The following is a 22,292-nucleotide window of genomic DNA, read 5'->3' as shown; positions in this document are numbered from 1 at the left end:
GCGTTCCCAAGCGGCCCCGACGCAAGCTACAACACACCAATGCCGCCACGCTCCCTTGAAATCGGACCCGCCGGACAAGCCACCGCCCACGCCATCGAGCGCACCCGCACCGCCCGCGGTTACTCCCAGCGCCAGCTCGCGGCCCGCGTCACCGCGCTGGGCCGGCCCATGACCTTCACTGCCCTCTCCCGCATCGAACGCACAGTCCGCCGCTGCGACATCGACGATCTCGTCGCCATCGCCGCCGCCCTCGGAACCGCACCGCACACCCTCCTCGCCGGCCCTCACGCACACCCAGGGCCGGTCGGAGCGGGCGAAACATAGCCGACGATCGCCGGTTAGCCAAACCGGGGATTCTCCGCATCATTGTCCTGACGCCGAACCCGGCTGCCTGTTGTGGGGTCTCCTTTGCGAGTCCCCGGAAAGGGAATTCCTCTGTTGTCCGATCCCGTAATATCTCCGGCTCTCCCCCGCCTCCATACGGCTCGGGAAGTCGCCGAAGCCCTGGGCTGTTCCGTCTGGTGGGTCAAAGAGGGCGCCCGGCGTCGGCTCATTCCCTTCACGTACGTGGGTGGCGCCTATCGATTCACTGCGGAACACGTTGTGGAAATAGTGCGGCTGCACGAGGAATTTCCTTCACGTGCCCCGCGACGGCCTGCGCCTCGCGTCTCAGTCCCCGTGTCCATCGCCCGCGCGCCCGGCGCGGCCTCGTCCGGACCCGCGCTCACCGCACGGCCACCGCGTCGGCTGCTCAAGGCCTAGTCCCAGTACGACATCACCGCCTAGACAGCCCCAGCGAGAGAAGGGAGGCAACACTTGGGGTACGCGGAGAAGCGCAGCACCTACTGGCGGGGCCGCTACAAGCTCGCCGACGGCAAGTACGGCACCGTCTCCGACCCGACGGGCGCCGTGGTCAAGTTCGCCACCAAGCGGGAGGCCAAGCAGGCAGCCGACGCTGAGGAGGTCGCCGTCCGGCGTGGTGAGTGGCGGGACCCCGCAGCCGGCCAGGAGACTTTCGGTGAGTACGCCAGCCGCTGGTACGCCGACCAGGACCTCGCCGCGTCCACCATGCAGAACTACCGGCGTCACATCGAGGAACACCTCCTCCCCACCTTCGCGGACAAGTCCCTCTCCGGCATCCTCCGCTCGGACGTGGAGCGTTGGGAGAAGGCGGAGAAGGCCGTGTACGCGGCTTCCAGCGTGAAGACCTGGCGCTCGACCCTGCACCTCATCCTCGAGGACGCGATCGACGAGGGCCTGATCGCATCCAACCCCGCCGCCCGACGGCGGGGACGCGGCAAGCGTGCCGGCCGCTCCCGCGACCGCGGCCCCGAGAAGGTCATCACCGACCCGCTCGGTGCCCTGCTGATCGCCGAGCGGGCGGCCCTGCTCTCCGGGCGGGACGACGAGTTCGTGGCGGTGATCCTCAAGACGTACACCGGCATGCGGTGGTGCGAGATCGTCGGCCTGGAGACGCAGTTCGCGCGCCCCGGAATCGTCCGCGTCGAGTGGCAGCTGTACGAGCTCGATTCCGGCGAGCTGGTGCGCGTACCGCCGAAGGACGACAGCTACCGCACCATCGACGCCACGGACTGGCTGTCCGCCCTCGTCGCCGACCACATCGCCCGTACGAAGCCGGTGCCGTGCCCCTGCCACGGCAAGACTTACGTCTTCCGAGGCCAGGGCGCCGCCCGCACCAGCGGACACGGCGGCGCGAAGCTCGTCGACGTCGCCCGCCGTGCCGAAGTCTCCACCGGCACGGTCTCCAACGTGCTCAACCACCCCGAGCGCGTACGAGAGGAGACACGCGTCCGAGTCGAACTCGCCGTCGCCGAGGTCGGCTTCGTACGCAACGCGGCCCCCTCCCAGGAGGCTGCCCACTGGCGCCGCAACGGCTTCGCCACCTGGCTCTTCCAGCCGGCCGCCACCGGCTGGTACCCGAAGAAGGCACCCCAGGAGCCGCGCCCCGTCCCACTCCTGGGCGAGCCCTGGCACGGCGTCCCCGTCCGCGGCCGGAACGCGAGCCACCGGGCCAACGCCTGCTGGCTACCCGTTGCCAAGGGCCTCACCCCGCACGGCCTGCGTCACTCCCACCGCACCGTCATGGAGGACCTCGGCACGGAGAAGGTCCTCATGGACGAGCGCATGGGCCACCTCGACGGCTCCGTCTCGGCTCGCTACGCACACGTGACTCCGGGCATGCGCCGCCGTCTCCTCGCCGGCCTGACCAACCAGTGGGAGGCGGCCCTCGACGCCCGCCGCGCGATGTGCCCGCGATCCCCGGTGCAGGTGCTGGACCGCCTCCTCGCCGCGCGCTGAGGACGGGACCGCTCACACGGAGAACAGGTCGTCCTGAACGAAGTCGACCACGTTCCGCTGGGGATAGAGGAGCCCCAGCAGCATGAACGTGCGAGGATGTGCCGCGATATTGCCGACGAAGCAGTGGATCGCCCGATCGGGGGTGACCATGCGGTCGAACCAGCGCTCGCGCAGTTTGTCCAGGACGGCCTGCTCGCCGTAGGTGCGCCGGAATTTCCGGTAGGACTCGCCGGCCTCCCAGTCCTTGAGCCCCATGTCGTGCCCCGTGCAGGCGTCGTCCGCGCAGCGGAAGCGATAGCGGAACTCGAACGGCACCCACTCCAAGCGCCGCAGGTCTTGGTCGAACAGGTCCAGCTGGTCCGCGAGGGCGGCCTTCGCAGCGGGCCACGGCTCCGCCTCCGTCAGCCGGAAGTCGGTGATCTCCGCCGGCCGGAAGATGCCGAGCGAGGTTCCCTTGGCCTCCTGGTCGCGCTTGATAGCGCAGAGCGATCGCGCGACGAGCGGCTCGACGTACGAGTACCGCTGCTTCCAGCCGTCGGAAGACGGAACCTGCTCGATGACCTCCAGCGTGTCGAGATCGGGCCGCAGGCTCTCGGGGCGCCTGTCCCTGTGGTGAGGGCGGACGTCGACCTCGACGATCGAGTACTTCTTGAACTGCGCGCCCTGCTCCAGCAGCCGGAACGGGACCGGGAAGAGCCGCACATGCTGCGGGCGTCCCTGGTCCAACCGGATCCCGGCCACACAGCTCGTCTCGCGGTACTTCGACGACAGTTCCGGATACGTCTTGACCGTGATCATGATCCTGGCACGCTGCCGGTTATCGGCCATACTGTCCCCCTCCGCTGAATCGCCCCGGTTCAGATGGGAAGGGAGCGGCCGTCGTCGGTCAAGACCGACGACACGGGGAGTCGCTGGGATCAGGCCAGCGGTCGCACGTCCACCGCGGCCCGCTTGCGGACCGTGTCCAGGACGACCTTGCGGTGGCAGCGCTCCTCGTCCTTCTCGAAGCACAGCACCGCTACACGAGAATGCGCTGCGTGCTCAGCCAGGCGATCGAGATCCGTCTGTGCCTCGTCGGAGCGCAGGATGCTACGGAACCGGGCGCGTCCCACGTTCACGCGGCCGTCCCAGAACGGAGCGCGGTTTTCCTTCGGGTTCCCCAACGCACGCAGGTGGGTGTACTCGATGCCGGCCTCGGCGAGTGCCTGCCCGAGGCGGGTCTTGCTGAAGCCGGGCTTGCGGCTGATCGGCGTGAGCCGTACGTCGGCAACCACCTGGATGTCGCTGTCCAGGAGGGAGGAGACGAAAGAGCTGATGTCGCGACCCTCATAACCCGCGGACCAGAGCCCAGGCGTCGGCTTCGCCTGTCGGAAGAGCTCCTCCAGCGATACGTCCAGGGCTTCCGCGATGTCGCCGACCGTGAAGAAACTCGGCTGGATCGCTCCCTCGCTCTCCAGCCGCCTCAGGGTGCTCGTGCCGACTCCTGCCTCCTTGGCAAGACGCTCCACCGACCATCCGCGCTCTTCGCGCAGGGACCGGATCCGCCGCGCGAGCGCTCGGGCCCGGGAGGCGTGGTCGGAGCTGTTCGCGGAGAGTCGAGCGGCCATGGGCGGTGATCCTAACGGGGTGCGAACCATGTCGTCCTGCCGTCCTGGGGGAGAAGCACGTTTCCGGTTGGTGAGAGGTGGCGATTCACGAACGCACAGGAGGGTCGGACGTCACGGCTGTGTCAGCCCATTCCCCACAGTGCACCTTCCTGGGAGACCCCGACCAAGATCGTCTCCCAGATTTCTCCCAAACGATCTACAAAGCCAGTCAGGGGCCTGATTCGATCTCTCGAATCAGGCCCCTGACCTGGTACTTCTCTGTCGGGGTGGCGGGATTTGAACCCACGACCTCTTCGTCCCGAACGAAGCGCGCTGCCAAGCTGCGCTACACCCCGATGTCACCGTGTGTCCCGGCGACGTCGTTTACTTTAGCCCACTGGCGGCCGGAGGCGAAATCCGGTTCTCACGGCCCCCGGGCACGCCGGCCGGTGTGCCCGGGCAGGGCGGGGCTCCGCGCCCGCCACCGCAACGGACCCGGAGCGGCCCCGGGGCGCGGGCGGCCGGCGGGGTGGGGCGCGCGGTCGTCAGCCCCGGGCGGTCAGGGTCAGCAGTGTCGCCTCGGGCGGGCAGGCGAAGCGGACCGGGGTGTAGCGGTTGGTGCCGCAGCCCGCCGAGACGTGGAGGTACGAGGTGTGCCCGCCGGCGCGGTGGGTGGAGAGGCCCTTGACGCGGTCCGTGTCCAGGTCGCAGTTGGTCACCAGCGCCCCGTAGAAGGGGACGCACAGCTGGCCGCCGTGGGTGTGGCCGGCCAGGATCAGCGGGTAGCCGTCGGCGGTGAAGGCGTCCAGGGACCTCAGGTAGGGGGCGTGGACGACGGCCAGCGAGACGTCGGCGTCCGACTCCGGGCCGCCGGCCACGCGCTCGTACCTGTCCCGCTTGATGTGCGGGTCGTCCAGGCCGGTGAAGGCCAGCTCCAGGCTGTCGGGGCCGTCGAGCTCGAGCCGGCCGCGCGTGTTGGTGAGGTTCAGCCAGCCCGCCGCGTCGAAGGCGTCGCGGATCTTCTCCCAGGGGTTGTGCACGACGCCGACGGCCGGTGCGTTGCCGTTCAGGCCGTGCCGTCCCTGGGCCTTCTCGATCAGGTAGCGGGCGGGGTTGCGCAGCTTCGGGCCGTAGTAGTCGTTCGATCCGAAGACGTACACCCCGGGGAACTCCATCAGCGGCCCCAGCGCGTCCAGCAGCTCGGGTACGCCCTCCGGGTCGGAGAGGTTGTCGCCGGTGTTGACCACGAAGTCCGGCCGCAGCCCCGCCAGCGACTGCAGCCAGGCGCGCTTCTTGCGCTGCCCGGCGACCATGTGGACGTCGGAGACCTGGAGCACCCGCAACGGCTTCGCCCCACGCGGCAGCACGGGCACGGTGACCCGCCGAAGCCGGAAGGAACGGACTTCGAAGCCGGCGGCGTAGATCAGGCCGGCCGCGCCGACCGCCGTGATTCCTGCCGTGACCTTCAGGGGGACTCCGTATCGCGCGCGCATGAAGCCCATGGTCGCAGACGCCGGGGCGGGCCGAAATGCGCGGGCGGGGACATCGCCGCACCTGCCACACTTGTCCGCATGACCACGCTCAAGTCCAAGCTGAAGGAAGACCTCACCGAGGCGATCAGGGCGCGTGACGAACTGCGCTCCTCGACGCTCCGGCTGACCCTCGCCGCCATCACCAAGGAGGAGGTCGCGGGCAAGCAGGCGCGCGAGCTCTCCGACGACGAGGTGCAGAAGGTGATCGCCAAGGAGGCGAAGAAGCGCCGTGAGGCGGCCGAGGCCTTCACCGAGGGCGGTCGTGCCGAGCAGGCCGAGCGGGAGCGGGCCGAGGGCGTCATCCTCGACGCGTACCTGCCGCAGCAGCTGAGCGACGACGAGCTGAACCGGATCGTGGCGCGGGCCGTCGAGGAGGCCAGGGCTGGCGGGGCCGAGGGCCCGCGTGCGATGGGCGCCGTCATGAAGATCGTGAACCCGAAGGTGGCGGGCCGCGCCGAGGGCGGCCGGGTGGCCACCGCGGTCAAGCAGCAGCTCGCCGGCTGAGCCCGTACGGACCCGTGTCCGGACACGAAAGGGCGCCCACCTGTCCGCCAGGTGGGCGCCCTTTCGTACGTCCGGCCCGGGGCCTAACCCCGCCAGCCGTTCCCGCCGCCGTTGTTGCCCTGGCCCCGGCTGTCGCCGCCGCCGATCAGGTTGGGCGGGAAGGAGATACCGGGCCACGGGTCCTCGCCGCCACCGCCCGTGGTGCCACCGCCCGTGCTGCCACCCCCGGCTCCACCTCCGCCGGTGCCGCCGCCGGTGCCGCCGGTGGCTCCACCGCCATCGCGGCGGGGCTTGGTGTCGTCGCGCGGCCTGCCGGTCCCTTCGTCCGCGTCGGGCTTCTGGGCCTGGGCGTCCGGGATGTGGACGTCGGAGAAGTCGGGCGCGTCCTGGCCCTCCAGCGCCCCGGTCATCGCGTCCTTCCAGATCGGGCCCGGGACCTGGCCGCCGAAGACCTTGTCGTAGGTCCGGCCGCCGATGCTGATGTACTCCATCTCCACGTCCTGGCTGGGGCTGCCGACCCAGACCGCGCCGGAGAGGTTCGGCGTGTAGCCGACGAACCAGGCGTTCTTGCGGCCGTCCGTCGTACCGGTCTTGCCCGCGTTGTCACGGCTGGACAGTCCGGCCTGCTGACCCGTACCGGAGTCGACCACACCGCGCAGCAGGGTGTTGATGGTGTCGGCGGTCCGCTCCGACATCGCCTTGTGGCACCTGCTCCTCGGTACGGCCAGGCTCTTGCCGTCGGCCGTCCTGATCGACTCCACCGCGACCGGGGAGCAGTACGTGCCCCGGTTGGCGAAGGCCGCGTACGCGGTCGCCATGTTCAGCGGAGAGACACCCTTGGAGCCGAGTGAGATCGCGGGCACCTCGGGCAGCTTCTCGTCGTTGCCCTGCACCACGTTCAGCTTGTTGGTCATCTCCACGACCGGGCACATGCCGATCTCGCCGATCATCTGGACGAAGTAGGTGTTGACCGACTTCTCCATCGCTTCCCGCAGCGCGTACGGGCCGACCTCCGACTCGTTCTCGTTCTCCACCATGTCCCCCTGGTTGACCCAGGGCTTTCCGCTGCACGTGGAGACGGAGGACGGGTACGGCATCTCGTAGGGCGCCGGATAGACCTGCGTCGGCGGCTTGCCCTGCTCCAGGGCCGCCGCCGCGACGAACGGCTTGAACGTCGAGCCGGTCGGGAAGCCGAAGTTCGAGCCGCCCCTGCTCTTGTTGACGGAGTAGTTGATCTGGGTCTCGTGCTTGCCGAAGCCGTACGGCCTCGACTGCCCCATCGCGACGATCCTGCCCGTGCCGGGCTGGACCATGGTCACCGCGGTGGCGACCTTGTCGGTCTGGTGGACGTGACTCTTGATCGACTCCTGCGCCGCCTTCTGCGCCTGCGGGTCGAGCGTGGTCTTGACGGTCAGACCGCCGCGGTTCCAGACCTTGCTGCGCTCCTCCCGGTCCTTGCCGAAGACCGGCTCGGAGAGGAACACCTCACGTACGTAGTCGCAGAAGAAACCCGCGCCGTTGACCGCGGTGATGCAGCCGTTCTTGGGCTTGCTCACCTTCAGCTTGATGGGGGCGGCCTTGGCGCGCGCGGCCTGCGCCGTGCTGATGTCCCCGACGGCGGCCATGCGCTGCAGGACGACGTTGCGGCGCTTGGTGGCCTCCTGCACGTCGTTGACCGGGTCGTAGCGGCTCGGTGACTGGACGATGCCGGCCAGCAGTGCCGACTCATCCAGCGTCAGGTCCTTGGCGGGCTTGGAGAAGTAGCGCTGAGCGGCGGCCTCGACGCCGTACGCCTGCTGCCCGAAGAAGGTGATGTTGAGGTAGTTCTCGAGGATCTTCTTCTTCCCGAGCTCCTCCTCGACCTGGATCGCGTACTTCAGCTCCTGGATCTTGCGGCCCAGGGTCTGCTTGGTGGCCTGGGCGACCTTGTTGGGGTCGTCGCCGGCCTCCTCCACGAACACGTTCTTCACGTACTGCTGGGTGAGGGTCGACGCGCCCTGCGCCACGCCGCCCGACTGGGCGTTGCGGTTGAGGGCGCGCAGCACGCCCTTGAGGTCGATGGCCCCGTGCTCGTAGAAGCGCGAGTCCTCGATGGCGACGATCGCCTTCTGCATGTACGGGGAGATGTCCTTGAGCCCCACGACCGTGCGGTCACGCGAGTAGACCGTGGCGATCTGGCCGCCCCGCGCGTCCAGGATGGTGGTGCGCTGGCTCAGCGGCGGCGTCTTCAGATTGGCCGGAATCTCGTCGAACCCCTGGACCGTGCCCTTCGCCGCGAGTCCCAGAGCCCCCGCGGCGGGCAGTGCGATACCCGCCAGGACGACTCCGGAGAGCACGCTGACACCGAGGAACTTGGCGGCCTGCTGGGTACCGGTCAGGCCCCCGCCCGAGCGCTTGTTTGGCATGGGAGCAGACTACGTTCTCATTCGCCGGACAGTCGTATATCCCTTGGCCTAAGCTGGTCACAACTGTCACAGCTGTTGCACTTCTGTAGCACTGGCCCCGGCTTCCCCACCTCCCCCACCCTTTCCGGTCTCCCGGCCGGCCCCCACCGTGCGGGCCATCCCCCGCCCCGCGTTCCGCACTTCGCGTTCCGCACTTCGTGTTCCGGGGCGGCGCGCCTCCGTGTCCGGTCCCTTCGGGTACGTCAGCCTGTGTCCCGGTTGCCGCGCAGTGGAACCTCCAGATCGGCGGCATTTGTCGCGCATGTCCTGCGCTCACTCCCCTGGGTGATCTGCCGCATACGCATAGTCCGTTCGGGCCATTCAAGATTGGGCCCGAAGGGGGTGTTGCGCTGTGCCCACCTTCCGTAACGTCCTCAACTGGCAGCGGTGAATATGCCGCTGCCGCCGTGGGGGAGCCTCGATTCGGGAGAGGACGGCGCCGGTATGGGCTGGGTAGCTGACTGGAGTGCGCAGGCGGCCTGTCGCACTACCGATCCGGATGAACTGTTCGTGCAAGGAGCGGCGCAGAACAGGGCCAAGGCGGTGTGCACCGGGTGCCCGGTGCGGACCGAGTGCCTGGCCGACGCGCTGGACAACCGCGTCGAGTTCGGCGTCTGGGGCGGGATGACGGAGCGTGAGCGCAGGGCGCTGTTGCGGCGGCGGCCGACCGTGACGTCCTGGCGCCGGCTGCTGGAGACGGCGCGTACGGAGTACGAGCGGAGTGCGGGCATCCTGCCCGTCGCGCTCGACAACGACGAGACGTACGAGGAGTACGCGGCGGTGGGCTAGGCCCTGCCGAGTACCCGCACCGCGCCGTCGCACGCCGAACTGTCGCGTGCCACGGCCACGGCGGTCACCTTCTCGCCGGGCACCGGCTCCGCGAACGCGCCTCGGCCGTCACCCTTCCAATCGTCCTCCTCGCGGGCGGCGCGGCCTCGCCCGCCGCCTTCGCTGACGGCTTCCCCGCCCGTCACGGTGCCGTGACGTCGGCTGTCGGTTCCCCGGCGCCACCGGCTTCTCCTGCATCACCGGCTCGGCGGTGTCGCCGCGCTCCGGAGGAGCCCCCCGACGCCAGGCTCTCGCCGATGGCGCGCAGGCCCGCCAGATCGTGCACATCGCCCGGCAGGGCCGGTACCTCGACGACGGCGACCTCGGGGTGCAGCGCGGTGAAACGATCCCGCGTGCGGCGCTCCCGGGTCACCACCTGCATCCGCTCGGCGTGCAGGCGCAGCAGACCGGCGGTCAGCCGCGCCACCGAGGGCGACGGGACCGCGGCTGCGGCCGGGTCGGAAGTGGCTGTGGCGGAGTGGGGGGCAGCCGCCGCGAATGCCGGGTCGGTGGCGGCGGCCGGATCAGCGGCGGGGGTGAGTGAGGGCAGGTGGTCGGGCTCGGCGCGGGACGCGGACCCGGAGGGGGGTACGGATCCGGGACGGGGCTCCGGGGCGGGAGAGACGGCCCCGGTACCGGGGTCACGATCAGCAGTCTGCCCGGGCCCCTGATCCACAATGCCGCCCCCGGTAAGATTTTCCGCCGCCGCCAGCGCCCGTTCGGCGGACAGCCGGGCGGCACCGCTGTCGTGCACCCGGTTGAGCACCAGTCCGGCCAGCGGCATCTCCTCCGCCGCCAGCCGTTCCACGAAGTACGCGGCCTCCCGCAGCGCGTCCCGCTCCGGCGCCGCCACCACCAGGAAGGCCGTGCCCGGGGCCTGGAGGAGCCGGTAGGTGGCGTCCGCCCGGGTGCGGAAACCGCCGAACATGGTGTCCATCGCCGCCACGAAGGTCTGCACGTCACGCAGCAACTGACCCCCCAGCAGCTTGCCGAGGGTGCCGGTCATCAGCGACATGCCGGCGTTGAGGAACTTCAGCCCCGCCCGGCCGCCCATCTTCGCCGGCGCCATCAGCACCCGGATGAACTTCCCGTCCAGGAACGACCCCAGCCGCTTCGGCGCGTCCAGGAAGTCCAGCGCCGAGCGGGACGGGGGAGTGTCGACCACGATCAGGTCCCACTCCTCGCGCGCCCGCAGCTGGCCGAGCTTCTCCATCGCCATGTACTCCTGCGTGCCCGCGAAACCGGCCGACAGGGACTGGTAGAAGGGGTTGCCCAGGATCGCGGCGGCCCGCTCGGGGTCGGCGTGCGCTTCGACGATCTCGTCGAAGGTGCGCTTCATGTCCAGCATCATGGCGTGCAGCTCGCCCCCGCCCTTGATGCCGTCGATCCGGCGGGGGACGTTGTCGAGCTGGTCGATGCCCATCGACTGGGCCAGCCTGCGGGCCGGGTCGATGGTCAGGACGACGGCCTTGCGGCCCCGCTCGGCCGCGCGTACGCCCAGGGCCGCGGCCGTGGTCGTCTTGCCCACCCCGCCCGACCCGCAGCACACGACGATGCGGGTCGCGGGGTCGTCCAGCAGCGCGTCGATCCTCAGACCGGCGACCGTCTCGATGCTCACGCGCCCACTCCCCGTGTCCGCAGTTCCCTGGCCAGCCGGTACAGCCCGGCGAGGTCGGCCCCCTCGCCCAGGTAGGGCAGTTCGTACGTCGGGACCCGGAGCCCGGCCAGGACCTCGCGCTGCTCCCGTTCCAGCTCCACCCGCTGGGCGTGCTCGGCGGCCTGGTCCAGGAGGGGGGTGACCAGCCGGGTGGCGCCGGCCACCCCGGCGGCGGCGAGCGTCCGGGCGATGTCCTTGCGGTGGCCGCCCGCCGCCGCCCGTAGCGCGTCCTCGTCCAGGACGTGCGGGCGGACCATGTTCACCAGGACGTTGCCCACCGGGAGGTCCGCGGCGCGCAGCTCGGCGATGCCGTCCGCCGTCTCCTGCACCGGCATCTCCTCCAGCAGCGTCACCAAGTGCACCGAGGTCTCGGGGGACTTGAGGACCCGCATCACGGCCTGCGCCTGGTTGTGTATCGGGCCGATCCGCGCCAGCCCGGCCACCTCGTCGTTGACGTTCAGGAAGCGGGTGATCCGGCCGGTGGGCGGGGCGTCCATGACGACGTGGTCGTACACGTAGCGCCCCTGCTTGCCGCCCTGCTTGTCCCGGCGGCGCACCGCCTCGCACGCCTTGCCGGTCAGCAGCACGTCCCGTACGCCCGGCGCGATGGTGGTCGCGAAGTCGATCGCGCCCAGCTTCTTCAGGGCACGGCCCGCGCTGCCGAGCTTGTAGAACATCTGGAGGTAGTCCAGGAGCGCGCGTTCGGCGTCGATGGCCAGCGCGTACACCTCGCCGCCGCCCGGGGCGACGGCGATCTTGCGTTCCTCGTAGGGAAGCGCCTCCGTCTCGAAGAGCTGTGCGATGCCCTGCCTGCCTTCGACCTCCACGAGGAGAGTGCGCTTTCCCTCGGTCGCGAGGGCGAGCGCGAGGGCTGCGGCGACCGTCGTCTTACCGGTACCGCCCTTGCCGCTGACGACCTGGAGCCTGCTCACGTATTCGAGCCTAACCAGTCGGGCCGGGGCCTACGCAGGAGGCTGCCACTGGCGGCGGCCGGGCAGCGGATACAGTCGGCCCCATGACCAAGTGGGAATACGCGACCGTGCCCCTTCTCGTGCACGCGACCAAGCAGATTCTGGACACCTGGGGCGAGGACGGCTGGGAGCTCGTCCAGGTCGTCCCCGGGCCGAACAACCCCGAGCAGCTCGTGGCGTACCTGAAGCGGGAGAAGCAGTCATGACGGGTCGGGTCGAGTCGGCCCTCGCCGAGCTGGGCCTGACGCTGCCCGACGTGGTACCGCCGCTGGCCGCGTACCAGCCGGCGGTCCGGTCGGGCGTGTACGTGTACACCGCCGGCCAGCTGCCGATGGTGAACGGCAAGCTCCCGGTCACCGGCAAGGTGGGCGGCGAGGTGACGCCGGAGGAGGCCAAGGAGCTGGCGCGGACCTGCGCGCTGAACGCGCTGGCCGCCGTGAAGTCGGTCGCCGGTGACCTCGACCGCATCGCGCGGGTCGTCAAGGTCGTCGGGTTCGTCGCCTCGGCGCCGGACTTCACCGGCCAGCCCGCCGTCCTCAACGGTGCCAGCGAGCTGCTGGGCGAGGTGCTCGGCGACAAGGGCGTGCACGCGCGCAGCGCGGTCGGTGTGACGGTGCTGCCGCTGGACTCGCCGGTCGAGGTGGAGCTCCAGGTGGAGCTCGTCCAGGACTGACACCGCACCGCGGCGCCTTCGTCCGTCCCACGGGGCGGCGCCGCCCTCCCCGTACGGCCGGCGCGCCGTTCGTACGGGCCCCCGCGATCTTCGTCACGGCCCCGTCCCCGCCGGCTCACCGGTGGGGACGGGGCCGTCGACGTGTACCCGCCACTTCGCACGCCCACGGGGTGGAAGCCTCTGGAGCCCCACTGGTGCCCTGTGGCCGCTTCCATCTTGTTGCCGTGGCCACATTCCCTCTCGAACATCGCGTCGGATACGCATAGCATCCGGCCATGTCCCCACGTTCCGATGGCCAGTGGTACCCCCCGGAGTGGCCCGACCGGATCCGTGCGCTCGCCGCCGGTGAGCTCACCGCCGCGACGCCCCGGCGGGCCGCGACCGTCATGCTGCTGCGGGACGGCGCGACGGGCTGCGAGGTGCACATGCTGCGCCGGCGCGCCTCCATGGCCTTCGCCGGCGGCGCGTACGCCTACCCCGGCGGCGCGGTCGACCCGCGCGACGAGCACCCCGTCCGGTGGGCCGGCCCCTCACGGACCGACTGGGCGGCGCGGCTGGGCGTCGCCGGGCCCGCCGAGGCGCAGGCCGTCGTGTGTGCCGCGGTGCGTGAGACGTACGAGGAGGCGGGCGTCCTGCTCGCCGGGCCCACCGCGGACACCGTGGCCGGTGACACGACCGGCGACGACTGGGAGGCGGACCGGGCGGCCCTGGTGGCCCGGAAGCTGTCGTTCGCGACCTTCCTGGACCGGCGGGGACTGGTGCTCCGTTCCGACCTGCTGGGCGCGTGGGCGCGCTGGATCACGCCCGAGTTCGAGCCGCGCCGGTACGACACCTGGTTCTTCGTCGCCGCGCTCCCCACCGGCCAGCGCACCCGCAACGCGTCCACCGAGGCCGACCGGACGGTGTGGATCCGCCCGGCCGACGCCGCGGCCGGTTACGACCGCGGGGAGCTGCTGATGATGCCTCCGACGATCGCCACGCTGCGGGCCCTGGAGCCGCACGGGACGCCGGGCGCGGCCCTGGCCGCGTCGGGGGACCAGGACCTCACCCCGGTACTCGCACAGGCGCGCCTGGAGGGCGACGAGGTGGTGCTGAGCTGGCCGGGGCACGACGAGTTCACCAAACACGTATCGCGTACCAGGACTGGGGGTCCCTCCGCATGACCGACGCCGCCGCGCTTCCCGGCCAGCCGCGCGGAGCCGTGAGCTCCGGGCCCGCGACCGTACGCGCCGTCAACGTCCTCGCGCCCAACCCGTCCCCGATGACCCTCGACGGCACGAACACCTGGATCCTGTCCGAGCCCGGCTCCGACGTGGCCGCCGTCGTGGACCCGGGCCCGCTCGACGAGACGCATCTGCGGCGCGTGGTGGAGACCGCCGAGCGGCTCGGCAAGCGGATCACGACGACCCTGCTGACGCACGGCCACTGGGACCACGCGCAGGGCGCGGGGCGGTTCGCCGAACTGACCCGCAGCCCGGTGCGCGCCCTGGACCCGGCGCTGCGGCTGGGGGACGAGGGGCTCGCCCCGGGTGAGGTGATCGAGGTCGGCGGGCTGGAACTGCGGGTCGTACCCACCCCCGGGCACACCGCCGACTCCCTCTGCTTCCACCTGCCGGGAGACCGGGCGGTGCTGACCGGCGACACCGTCCTGGGGCGCGGCACGACCGTGGTGGAGCACCCCGACGGACGGCTGGGCGACTACCTGGACTCGCTGCGGCGGCTGCGGTCGCTGGCGGTCGACGACGGGGTGCACACGGTGCTCCCGGGGCACGGTCCGGTCCTGGAGGACGCGCAGGGCGCCGTGGAGTTCTACCTCGCCCACCGCGCCAACCGCCTGGCCCAGGTGGAGACCGCCGTGGAGAACGGTTTCACCACCCCGACGGCGGTGGTCGAGCACGTGTACGCGGACGTCGACAGGTCCCTGTGGCCGGCGGCCGAGCTGTCGGTCCGGGCGCAGCTGGAGTACCTCAGGGAGCACGGCCTGATCTGAGCGGGCCTGCTCCACGCGGGCCTGCTGATCGGCGCGGGCCAGCGCAGCGTGGATCCGGGCCGCGCGGCTCCGGGCCGCCCGGGTTGGGCCGCCCGGGTCCCAGCCGCGCCGGCCTCGGCCCGGGCGGCCCTGTTCCGGTCGTGCCTGGGCCGTGCGCCGGCTGCGGGGTTGTGCCGGCCGGTCGCGTGTCGGCCGGTGACACGGGTGGCGTGCCGGCCCGTGCGTACGGCCGGCCTGACGCGGCGCCGACCCGCCTGCGCGTCCGGCCTGGTGGCGAGGCGGTTCGGACCGCGGGGCCGGTCCTCCCACGCGCCGGCCTCGGCCCGGGCGGCCCGGACCGTGGGGCCGGGCGCACCGTCCGGGAACGGCAGGCGTCGGGGAATGCTTTACGCTCCGCTTACTTCTTGTGCCTGTCCCTGGGGGGATTTCTCGTGTTCGTCGTCTCCATCCTGCTGCTCATCGCCGCAGCGGTGCTCTTCGTGGCCGGCCGTGCCGCCGGCCGGCGGGGCCTCAAGCTCGGCTCGGCCGCCGCGCTCGCGGCCGGTCTGTTCGCCGCCCTGGCCAGTTGCCTGCACGTGATCAGCGCCTACGAGGTCGGTGTCCCGGTCGCCTTCGGCAAGGTCGGCGCGCCGATGAGCTCCGGCGTGAACGTCACCTCGCCCTTCACCACCGTCACCACCTTCTCCACCCGCCCGGTGGACCTGAACCTCTCCGACAAGGACGTCGTCGAGGTCCGCTCCTCGCAGGGCGGTGTGATGTACGCGGAGGTGACCGTGAAGTGGGCGGTCACGCCGTCGAAGGCGGTGGAGCTGTACAAGCTCGCCGGCAGCGAGGACGCCATCCAGCAGCGCCTCGTCTTCCCCGACAGCCGGGAGATCGTACGGAACGTCTTCGCCCGTCACACCAGCGAGGAGGGCTACGCCTCCGCCCGCGAGAAGATCAACGCCGAGATCGGTGACCTGATCAAGGAGCGTCTGGCGCCGCGCGGCATCGATGTGACCACGGTCAACCTGCGCAACGTCAAGCCGTCGGACCAGCTCCAGAACCAGATCGACCGCAAGATCCAGCAGCAGCAGGCCACCGAGCGGGCGACCGAGGCCGCGCGGACGGCGAAGGCGGAGTCCGACCGGCGCAAGATCGAGGCGGAGGGCATCGCGCGGGCGAACAAGATCCTCAACGATTCGCTCAGCGACAAGATCCTGACGAACCAGTGCATCGAGGCCTTCAAGGAGGCGTCCGCCAAGCACCCGGTGTACGCCGTGCCCTGCGGTGGTGGCAGCGGTACCCCGCTGATCGTGGACGGTACGAAGAAGTAGGAGCGCGGCCGCCCGGGGCGCGGCCGGGTACGCGAAAGGGCCGCCCCCCCGGGGGCGGCCCTCCTCACGTCGTTGCGTCTGCCTCAGCGCGAGCGCTTGGCGAGCCGCTCCACGTCCAGCAGGATCACCGCGCGGGCCTCCAGGCGCAGCCAGCCACGGCCGGCGAAGTCGGCCAGCGCCTTGTTGACCGTCTCCCGGGAGGCGCCGACGAGCTGGGCCAGCTCCTCCTGGGTCAGGTCGTGCACGACGTGGATGCCCTCCTCGGACTGCACGCCGAAGCGGCGCGACAGGTCCAGCAGCGCGCGGGCGACCCGGCCCGGTACGTCGGAGAAGACCAGGTCCGACATCTGGTCGTTGGTCTTGCGCAGGCGCCGGGCGACGGCGCGCAGCAGGGCGGTGGCGACCTCGGGGCGGGCGTTCAGCCAGGGCTGGAGGTCACCGTGACCCAGGCCGAGCAGCTTGACCTCGGTCAGCGCGGTGGCGGTGGCGGTGCGCGGTCCCGGGTCGAAGAGGGACAGCTCGCCGATCAGCTCGCCGGGGCCGAGGACGGCGAGCATGTTCTCGCGCCCGTCGGGGGAGGTGCGGTGGAGCTTCACCTTGCCCTCGGTGACCACGTACAGCCGGTCGCCAGGGTCGCCCTCGTGGAAGAGCGCATCGCCACGGGCGAGCGTCACTTCACTCATCGAGGCGCGGAGCTCCGCGGCCTGCTCGTCATCGAGCGCCGCGAAGAGCGGGGCGCGCCGCAGAACGTCGTCCACGAGTTCTCTCCTATGTCGACCTGCTCAGGGACATTCGGTCCCATGATGCCGGACGGTAAAACAGTGCGATCAATCACAACAAGTTTGACGCACGGGTACGCGTGTCCGTACGGCAGGGCCCCGATTGGGTCTTGATCGCCGCTGTCCGGGGCAGATGTCGGTCACGGCCCTTAGGCTGGCCGGGTGTCCAATTCGCCGGTGGGAGTGCAGGCCAAGGGGGCCGGGAGAGTGTTCGGGGAACAGAATTCCGCTCTGGGCGAACATGTGTCGCCCGGGACGGAGAATGCCGCAAAAGCGCCCAAATCCACCAAGTCGCCATCTCGGCTGGGCTCGTCCACCGGGAGCGAGGACGAGAAGGGCGCCATGTCGGAGGCCAGGAGCGGGGCCGGGGCGACGTCTTCCACGGCGGACACCCGAGGCACCGCCACTGAACCGGGTGCCGGGGCCCCGGCCGGGAAGGCGGCCGAGCGGCCCGTGAGGAAGGTGGCCGAAAAGCCGGTGCGGAAGACCGCGGCGAAGAAGGCGGCGGCCAAGAAGGCGGTTGCCAAGAAGACGGCGGCGAAGAAGACGGCGGCGAAGGCCGCGGGGGAGGCCGTCACCGACCCCGCCGGGCCCGCCGCCGGGAAGCCCTCCGCGAAGGCCGCGAAAGCCGTGAAGCCCGAATCCCGGGTGGCGATGGTGCGCCGTGCCCGCCGGATCAACCGTGAGCTGGCCGAGGTCTACCCGTACGCCCACCCGGAGCTCGACTTCCGCAACCCCTTCGAGCTGCTGGTCGCCACCGTCCTGTCCGCGCAGACCACCGACCTCAGGGTCAACCAGACCACCCCCGCGCTCTTCGCCAAGTACCCGACGCCCGAGGACATGGCCGCCGCCGTCCCCGAGGAGCTGGAGGAACTCATCCGGCCCACCGGTTTCTTCCGCGCGAAGGCCAAGTCCCTGCTCGGCCTGTCCGCCGCGCTGCGCGACAACTTCGGCAGCGAGGTGCCCGGCCGGCTGGAGGACCTCGTCACCCTTCCCGGTGTGGGCCGCAAGACGGCCAACGTCGTCCTGGGCAACGCCTTCGGCGTACCGGGCGTCACCGTCGACACCCACTTCGGCCGGCTGGTCCGGCGCTGGAAGTGGACGGAGCAGGAGGACCCGGAGAAGGTCGAGGCGGAAGTCTGTGCGATCTTCCCCAAGGCGGAGTGGACGATGCTCTCGCACCGCATCATCTTTCACGGCCGCCGCATCTGCCACTCCCGCAAGCCTGCCTGCGGAGCCTGCCCGATCGCCCACCTCTGCCCCTCGTACGGAGAGGGTGAGACCGATCCGGAGAAGGCGAAGAAGCTGCTGAAGTACGAGAAGGGCGGCTACCCGGGCCAGCGCCTGTCACCGCCCCCCGACTACCCGGGCCGGCCGGCCGCGCCGGTGGGCACCACCGAGTGACGGGACGAATCAGTGGCCGGAACGCGTTGGAAAAGCCGGGGGTGCCTGTGACGCGCGCTGAGGAAGAGACGTACGACCTGAAGACCGACCGGACCGATCGCAGTGAGGGTACGGACGGCACGGCCCCGGCCGCGCCGCCCACGGCCGCCCACGGGCTCCGGCCCGCGGCCCGCCCGGCACCGGCCGCCCCCGCCCGCCCGTACGGCCGGCCCGCGCCGTACGGTCCGCCTGCGACGCCGACCGGGCAGACCCCCCCGGCCGGCCGCCCGACGGGGGAGCCGGCACGCCCCGGGCCGGCGTCGCCGGGGCCGTCGCGCTCCGGGCACACCGAGTCCACCGAGTCCGCCGAGTCCGCCGGCCCCGCCCCCGGTCCCGATCCGGCCGCCGCCGACCCGCTCGCGGCCGGTGGTCCGAAGGCCGCGCCCGGCTCCGGTCCCGGCTCCACGGCCGGTCCCGGGCCCGCACTCGCCCCCGTGGCCGTCACCGACGACGGCCTGCCCACCTGGCTGACGCCCGTCGCCCGTGCCGCGCGCACCATCGCGCCCGAGCAGCTCAGCAGGTTCCTGCCGCCCGAGACCGGCGGTCGCCAGGCCGCCGTGCTGATCCTCTTCGGGGAGGGCGGGCGCGGTCCGGAACTGCTGCTCATGGAGCGCGCCGGCAGCCTCCGCTCGCACGCCGGCCAGCCCTCCTTCCCCGGCGGCGCCCTCGATCCCGAGGACGGCGACCCGGTCACCACCGGACCGCTGCGCGCCGCGCTGCGCGAGGCGGAGGAGGAGACCGGCCTCGACCCCGCCGGCGTCCAGCTCTTCGGTGTCCTGCCCCGTCTCTACATCCCGGTCAGCGGCTTCGTCGTGACGCCCGTACTGGGCTGGTGGCACTCGCCCAGCCCGTTCCGCGCCGTCGACCCCGGCGAGACGGCACGGGTCTTCACCGTGCCCGTGGCCGATCTCACGGATCCGGCCAACCGCGTGACCACCGTCCACCCGAGCGGCCACCGGGGCCCGGCATTTCTGGTCGAATCGGCCCTCGTCTGGGGCTTCACGGCCGGAGTGATCGACCGGATCCTGCACTTCGCCGGGTGGGAACGCCCGTGGGACCGGTCGAAGCAGGTCCCGCTCGACTGGCGCTCATGACAGGGTGACTCCTGCTGTGCTCTTCCGGGGGCGGAACCCCGGGATCCCCAGCCGGTCGCGGCGACCGGAGACGAATCTGCGAGGCTAATGACGGTGAACGTGCTGGACATTCTGTTGCTGGTCGCCGCCGTGTGGTTCGCGATCGTCGGCTACCGTCAGGGCTTCGTCGTCGGCATCCTCTCGGTGATCGGCTTCCTCGGCGGCGGTCTCGTCGCCGTCTATCTGCTGCCGCTGGTGTGGGGCCCGCTGACGAACGAGGCCAAGGTCTCGACGGGCGCCGCGATCGCCGCCGTGGTCGTGGTCATCGTCTGCGCCTCGGTCGGCCAGGCCCTCACCACCCACCTGGGCAACAAGCTGCGCCGGTACATCACCTGGTCGCCGGCCCGCGCCCTGGACGCCACGGGCGGCGCCCTGGTCAACGTGGTGGCGATGCTGCTGGTCGCCTGGCTGATCGGCTCAGCCCTCGCCGGGACGTCCCTGCCCACGCTCGGCAAGGAGGTCCGCAACTCCAAGGTGCTGCTCGGCGTCTCCCGGGTGATGCCGGCCCAGGCGTCCACCTGGTTCGCCGACTTCTCCTCCGTACTGGCGCAGAACGGCTTCCCGCAGGTCTTCAGCCCGTTCGCCAACGAGCCCATCACCGAGGTGCGCGCCCCCGACCCGGCGCTCGCCGGGAGCCCGGTGGCGGCCCGCGCCCAGAGGTCCATCGTCAAGGTCGTCGGTACGGCTCCGAGCTGCGGCAAGGTCCTGGAGGGCACCGGGTTCGTCTTCGCGGAACGCCGGGTCATGACCAACGCCCACGTGGTCGGCGGCGTCGACGAACCGACCGTCCAGATAGGGGGCCAGGGCCGCCTGTACGACGCGAAGGTGGTGCTGTACGACTGGCAGCGCGACATCGCGGTGCTGGACGTGCCGGACCTGAAGGCCCAGCCGCTCCGGTTCACCGAGACGGACGCCCGCAGCGGCGACGGCGCGATCGTCGCGGGGTTCCCGGAGAACGGCGCGTACGACGTCCGCTCGGCGCGCGTCCGGGGTCGGATCAACGCCAACGGCCCGGACATCTACCACCGCGGCGAGGTACGGCGCGATGTGTACTCGCTCTTCACGACCGTCCGCCAGGGCAACTCCGGCGGACCGCTCCTCACCCCGGACGGCCGGGTCTACGGCGTGATCTTCGCGAGGTCCCTGGACGACGCGAACACCGGATACGCCCTGACGGCCGACGAGATCCGTGAGGACATCGCACGCGGCCGGACCGCCAACCAGCAGGTCGACAGCCAGGGCTGCGCGCTCTGAGGAAGGGTCGCCGGGCGCTCGGTGCGCCCGGCGGCGAAGTCAGCTGCGGGTGTGCCGCAGTCGCGCCGAGACCCAGCGGGCCCGGCGGCGGAGAATCCCGGAAATGCCGAACCGGGGATCGAGACCCTGGCTCTGCGGCCCGCTCCTCTGCGCGATCGGCGCGGAGGCCGAGGCCGAGCGGCGGTTGGGTGCTGCGTCAGCGTAGTCGTGCGTCCAGCCCATACCCCGACGTTTGCCCGGGCTCCGAGGTCCGTAATCGCCCCGGGGACGGCCAATTGGCCTATGCGCCAGGCATTTGGCCGGTTGTAGGACAAGCGTTCCATCGCCGCCGGGCGCCGGCCCGCTCCACCGGTCCGATCCGGGGGTCCTACCTGTCCGGTTCCGGGTCCTTGAGCCAGTTGACGAGCTCCGTGGAGAACGCCAGCGGGTCCTCCTCGTGCGGGAAGTGACCCAGGCCGTCGAACAGCCGCCAGCGGTACGGGGCTTCCACGTACTCACCCGACCCCGCAGCGCTGCGGGTGCGCATCACCGGGTCCAGGGAGCCGTGCAGGTGCAGCGTCGGTACCCGGACCGGCCGCTTCATCCGGCGGCTGAACTGGATGCCGTCGGGGCGGGCCAGCGAGCGCACCATCCAGCGGTACGGCTCGATCGAGCAGTGCGCCGTCGACGGGATCGTCATGGCCCGCCGGTACACGTCGATCGCGTCCTCGTCCGGCAGCCGCGGTCCCGACCAGGACCGCAGCATGGTGCCCACCAACGCGGCGTCGTCGGCGACCAGCTGACGCTCCGGCAGCCAGGGGCGCTGGAAGCCCCAGACGTGGGAACCCGCGCGCGACTGCGCGAAGTCGGAGAGCATCGCCGAGCGCCACCGGCGCGGATGGGGCATCGAGGAGACCACCAGCCGGCGCACCAGCTTCGGCCGCATGACCGCCGCCGTCCACGCCAGATACCCACCCAGGTCGTGCCCCACCAGCGCGGCGTCCGGCTCGCCCAGCGAGCGCACCACACCGGTGATGTCGAGCGCCAGGTTGGCGGGGTCGTACCCGCGCGGCGTACGGTCGCTGCCGCCCACGCCCCGCAGGTCCATCGCCACGGCCCGGAAGCCGGCGTCGGCCAGCGCGGGCAGCTGGTGGCGCCAGGCCCACCAGAACTGCGGGAAGCCGTGCAGCAGCAACACCAGCGGTCCCTCGCCCATCTCGGCGATATGGAAGCGCGCCCCATTGGCGGCGACGTCCCGGTGTGTCCAGGGACCATCGAGCCGTACGGGACTGCCGATGCTGCTTTCGGGGACGGTCATGCCGATGAGCGTGCCACAATCACGGCGTCGTCCTTGACCGCACCGGTCGGGCCGGCCGCACCGGTGGTACCGGCCGGACGGGCCGTGCCGGCGGACACACCGGCCGGGAGGGCGGCGGTACGGGGGTGGGGGCGGGCGTTGCCGAGCACGGCGGCGGTCCGCTTCGCCGAGGCGATGGACTTCTCCGGCGGCTTGACCTTCTTGAACTTGGTGACCGCCAGCAGTGCCAGCAGCGCCGCCAGCACCAGGTACGCGGCGCCCACGATCAGGAACGACCAGGCCAGCCCGAGGCCGAGGTTGTGGATGCCGTACGCCGCCGCGAAGCTCAGCACTGGGAGCGAGAAGAGCGCGAAGACCCCCGCCACGCTGATGGCCGCACCGCCCATCGCGCCGCGTTTGACGTCCTGTCGCAGTTCGGCCTTGGCCAGCGCGATCTCGTCGTGCACCAGCGCGGACATCTCGGCCGTCGCCGAGGCGACCAGCTGGCCGAGGCTGCGGTCCGTGCCCAGTGCGCCGGCCGCACCGTTGTCGGTGGGGTCGCTCATCATCTCGCTCCCTCTTCTCTT

General features: G+C 71.3%; 22 protein-coding genes and 1 tRNA gene. 12 read left to right on the top strand and 11 right to left on the bottom strand.

Going from position 1 to position 22,292, the window contains the following annotated elements; translation table 11 throughout:
- The first annotated feature begins 39 nt into the window (after positions 1-39).
- Together AB0H53_RS15480 and AB0H53_RS15475 are read left to right on the top strand one after the other, a co-directional pair.
- A complete protein-coding gene (locus AB0H53_RS15480) occupies positions 40-324 on the top strand; it encodes a helix-turn-helix transcriptional regulator (protein WP_362112236.1) in 285 nt (94 codons plus the stop codon).
- Positions 325-816: 492 nt separating this feature from the next.
- Positions 817-2,319 (top strand): LacI family DNA-binding transcriptional regulator, encoded by a 1,503-nt coding sequence (locus AB0H53_RS15475; RefSeq protein WP_362112233.1) that lies wholly within the window; start codon positions 817-819, stop codon positions 2,317-2,319.
- A 12-nt stretch (positions 2,320-2,331) separates the two neighbouring features.
- Here AB0H53_RS15475 and AB0H53_RS15470 read toward each other — a convergent pair whose 3' ends face one another.
- The 4 genes from AB0H53_RS15470 to AB0H53_RS15455 all read right to left on the bottom strand — a co-directional run bounded on the left by AB0H53_RS15470 (position 2,332) and on the right by AB0H53_RS15455 (position 5,398).
- Complete coding sequence (locus AB0H53_RS15470) at positions 2,332-3,147, bottom strand: hypothetical protein (RefSeq protein WP_362112230.1); 816 nt, start codon at positions 3,145-3,147, stop codon at positions 2,332-2,334.
- Between the two features lie 89 nt (positions 3,148-3,236).
- On the bottom strand, positions 3,237-3,926 hold the full coding sequence (locus AB0H53_RS15465; RefSeq protein ID WP_362112227.1) for a DUF488 family protein: 690 nt from the start codon (positions 3,924-3,926) through the stop codon (positions 3,237-3,239).
- A 261-nt stretch (positions 3,927-4,187) separates the two neighbouring features.
- Positions 4,188-4,261: transfer RNA gene (locus tag AB0H53_RS15460), tRNA-Pro, on the bottom strand.
- Between the two features lie 189 nt (positions 4,262-4,450).
- Positions 4,451-5,398, bottom strand: a complete 948-nt coding sequence (locus AB0H53_RS15455; protein WP_362112224.1) for a metallophosphoesterase — start codon at positions 5,396-5,398, stop codon at positions 4,451-4,453.
- A 78-nt stretch (positions 5,399-5,476) separates the two neighbouring features.
- Here AB0H53_RS15455 and AB0H53_RS15450 point away from each other — a divergent pair, with 78 nt between their 5' ends.
- A complete protein-coding gene (locus tag AB0H53_RS15450; RefSeq protein WP_362112221.1) occupies positions 5,477-5,941 on the top strand; it encodes a GatB/YqeY domain-containing protein in 465 nt (154 codons plus the stop codon).
- An 83-nt stretch (positions 5,942-6,024) separates the two neighbouring features.
- Here the strand turns inward: AB0H53_RS15450 and AB0H53_RS15445 are convergent, their stop codons facing one another.
- Positions 6,025-8,346: a transglycosylase domain-containing protein gene (locus AB0H53_RS15445; protein WP_362112218.1), complete on the bottom strand. Its 2,322-nt coding sequence runs from the start codon at positions 8,344-8,346 to the stop codon at positions 6,025-6,027.
- 483 nt (positions 8,347-8,829) lie between these two features.
- Here AB0H53_RS15445 and AB0H53_RS15440 point away from each other — a divergent pair, with 483 nt between their 5' ends.
- The gene (locus tag AB0H53_RS15440) at positions 8,830-9,174 is read left to right on the top strand and encodes a WhiB family transcriptional regulator (protein WP_362112215.1); all 345 of its coding nucleotides are present in this window, start codon (positions 8,830-8,832) and stop codon (positions 9,172-9,174) included.
- Between the two features lie 181 nt (positions 9,175-9,355).
- Here the strand turns inward: AB0H53_RS15440 and AB0H53_RS15435 are convergent, their stop codons facing one another.
- Both AB0H53_RS15435 and AB0H53_RS15430 read right to left on the bottom strand, forming a co-directional pair.
- Positions 9,356-10,831 (bottom strand): ArsA family ATPase, encoded by a 1,476-nt coding sequence (locus tag AB0H53_RS15435; protein ID WP_362112212.1) that lies wholly within the window; start codon positions 10,829-10,831, stop codon positions 9,356-9,358.
- Complete coding sequence (locus AB0H53_RS15430) at positions 10,828-11,802, bottom strand: ArsA-related P-loop ATPase (protein ID WP_362112209.1); 975 nt, start codon at positions 11,800-11,802, stop codon at positions 10,828-10,830. Before AB0H53_RS15430 ends, AB0H53_RS15435 begins: the two co-directional genes overlap by 4 nt.
- An 83-nt stretch (positions 11,803-11,885) precedes the next feature.
- On the opposite strand from AB0H53_RS15430, the gene AB0H53_RS15425 reads away from it, so the two are divergent.
- The 5 genes from AB0H53_RS15425 to AB0H53_RS15405 all read left to right on the top strand — a co-directional run bounded on the left by AB0H53_RS15425 (position 11,886) and on the right by AB0H53_RS15405 (position 15,820).
- Positions 11,886-12,047: a DUF4177 domain-containing protein gene (locus AB0H53_RS15425; RefSeq protein ID WP_121891618.1), complete on the top strand. Its 162-nt coding sequence runs from the start codon at positions 11,886-11,888 to the stop codon at positions 12,045-12,047.
- Complete coding sequence (locus AB0H53_RS15420; RefSeq protein WP_362112206.1) at positions 12,044-12,514, top strand: RidA family protein; 471 nt, start codon at positions 12,044-12,046, stop codon at positions 12,512-12,514. Before AB0H53_RS15425 ends, AB0H53_RS15420 begins: the two co-directional genes overlap by 4 nt.
- A 275-nt stretch (positions 12,515-12,789) precedes the next feature.
- Positions 12,790-13,677: an NUDIX hydrolase gene (locus AB0H53_RS15415; protein ID WP_362112203.1), complete on the top strand. Its 888-nt coding sequence runs from the start codon at positions 12,790-12,792 to the stop codon at positions 13,675-13,677.
- Complete coding sequence (locus AB0H53_RS15410; RefSeq protein ID WP_362112200.1) at positions 13,674-14,504, top strand: MBL fold metallo-hydrolase; 831 nt, start codon at positions 13,674-13,676, stop codon at positions 14,502-14,504. The genes AB0H53_RS15415 and AB0H53_RS15410 overlap by 4 nt, the downstream gene beginning before the upstream one ends.
- 431 nt (positions 14,505-14,935) lie before the next feature.
- On the top strand, positions 14,936-15,820 hold the full coding sequence (locus AB0H53_RS15405; RefSeq protein ID WP_362112197.1) for a prohibitin family protein: 885 nt from the start codon (positions 14,936-14,938) through the stop codon (positions 15,818-15,820).
- A gap of 83 nt (positions 15,821-15,903) precedes the next feature.
- Here AB0H53_RS15405 and AB0H53_RS15400 read toward each other — a convergent pair whose 3' ends face one another.
- The gene (locus tag AB0H53_RS15400; protein ID WP_014046869.1) at positions 15,904-16,578 is read right to left on the bottom strand and encodes a Crp/Fnr family transcriptional regulator; all 675 of its coding nucleotides are present in this window, start codon (positions 16,576-16,578) and stop codon (positions 15,904-15,906) included.
- Between the two features lie 498 nt (positions 16,579-17,076).
- Here AB0H53_RS15400 and nth point away from each other — a divergent pair, with 498 nt between their 5' ends.
- The 3 genes from nth (at position 17,077) to AB0H53_RS15385 (ending at position 20,429) form a co-directional block, all read left to right on the top strand.
- Positions 17,077-18,003: an endonuclease III gene (nth, locus tag AB0H53_RS15395; RefSeq protein ID WP_362112194.1), complete on the top strand. Its 927-nt coding sequence runs from the start codon at positions 17,077-17,079 to the stop codon at positions 18,001-18,003.
- A 473-nt stretch (positions 18,004-18,476) separates the two neighbouring features.
- Positions 18,477-19,136 (top strand): CoA pyrophosphatase, encoded by a 660-nt coding sequence (locus AB0H53_RS15390; protein WP_362112191.1) that lies wholly within the window; start codon positions 18,477-18,479, stop codon positions 19,134-19,136.
- Positions 19,137-19,229: 93 nt separating this feature from the next.
- Positions 19,230-20,429, top strand: a complete 1,200-nt coding sequence (locus AB0H53_RS15385) for a MarP family serine protease (protein ID WP_362112188.1) — start codon at positions 19,230-19,232, stop codon at positions 20,427-20,429.
- Positions 20,430-20,468: 39 nt separating this feature from the next.
- Here AB0H53_RS15385 and AB0H53_RS15380 read toward each other — a convergent pair whose 3' ends face one another.
- From AB0H53_RS15380 to AB0H53_RS15370, 3 genes are all read right to left on the bottom strand, one after another.
- Positions 20,469-20,651, bottom strand: a complete 183-nt coding sequence (locus AB0H53_RS15380; RefSeq protein WP_362112185.1) for a hypothetical protein — start codon at positions 20,649-20,651, stop codon at positions 20,469-20,471.
- Positions 20,652-20,796: 145 nt separating this feature from the next.
- On the bottom strand, positions 20,797-21,726 hold the full coding sequence (locus tag AB0H53_RS15375) for an alpha/beta hydrolase (protein ID WP_362112182.1): 930 nt from the start codon (positions 21,724-21,726) through the stop codon (positions 20,797-20,799).
- On the bottom strand, positions 21,723-22,271 hold the full coding sequence (locus tag AB0H53_RS15370; RefSeq protein WP_362112179.1) for a phage holin family protein: 549 nt from the start codon (positions 22,269-22,271) through the stop codon (positions 21,723-21,725). Before AB0H53_RS15370 ends, AB0H53_RS15375 begins: the two co-directional genes overlap by 4 nt.
- Positions 22,272-22,292: the final 21 nt, after the last annotated feature.

Source organism: Streptomyces sp. NPDC050856, assembly GCF_040653855.1.
Lineage (GTDB): Bacteria > Actinomycetota > Actinomycetes > Streptomycetales > Streptomycetaceae > Streptomyces.
This window is presented reverse-complemented; position numbering and strand designations above follow the sequence as displayed.

Coding starts and splice junctions, on each gene's coding strand:
- AB0H53_RS15370 (WP_362112179.1), bottom strand. CDS start 22,271: ATGAGCGACCCCACCGACAACGGTGCGGCCGGCGCACTGGGCACGGAC.
- AB0H53_RS15480 (WP_362112236.1), top strand. CDS start 40: ATGCCGCCACGCTCCCTTGAAATCGGACCCGCCGGACAAGCCACCGCC.
- AB0H53_RS15375 (WP_362112182.1), bottom strand. CDS start 21,726: ATGACCGTCCCCGAAAGCAGCATCGGCAGTCCCGTACGGCTCGATGGT.
- AB0H53_RS15470 (WP_362112230.1), bottom strand. CDS start 3,147: ATGGCCGATAACCGGCAGCGTGCCAGGATCATGATCACGGTCAAGACG.
- AB0H53_RS15415 (WP_362112203.1), top strand. CDS start 12,790: ATGTCCCCACGTTCCGATGGCCAGTGGTACCCCCCGGAGTGGCCCGAC.
- AB0H53_RS15380 (WP_362112185.1), bottom strand. CDS start 20,651: ATGGGCTGGACGCACGACTACGCTGACGCAGCACCCAACCGCCGCTCG.
- AB0H53_RS15455 (WP_362112224.1), bottom strand. CDS start 5,398: ATGCGCGCGCGATACGGAGTCCCCCTGAAGGTCACGGCAGGAATCACG.
- AB0H53_RS15410 (WP_362112200.1), top strand. CDS start 13,674: ATGACCGACGCCGCCGCGCTTCCCGGCCAGCCGCGCGGAGCCGTGAGC.
- AB0H53_RS15450 (WP_362112221.1), top strand. CDS start 5,477: ATGACCACGCTCAAGTCCAAGCTGAAGGAAGACCTCACCGAGGCGATC.
- AB0H53_RS15440 (WP_362112215.1), top strand. CDS start 8,830: ATGGGCTGGGTAGCTGACTGGAGTGCGCAGGCGGCCTGTCGCACTACC.
- AB0H53_RS15465 (WP_362112227.1), bottom strand. CDS start 3,926: ATGGCCGCTCGACTCTCCGCGAACAGCTCCGACCACGCCTCCCGGGCC.
- AB0H53_RS15425 (WP_121891618.1), top strand. CDS start 11,886: ATGACCAAGTGGGAATACGCGACCGTGCCCCTTCTCGTGCACGCGACC.
- AB0H53_RS15420 (WP_362112206.1), top strand. CDS start 12,044: ATGACGGGTCGGGTCGAGTCGGCCCTCGCCGAGCTGGGCCTGACGCTG.
- AB0H53_RS15445 (WP_362112218.1), bottom strand. CDS start 8,346: ATGCCAAACAAGCGCTCGGGCGGGGGCCTGACCGGTACCCAGCAGGCC.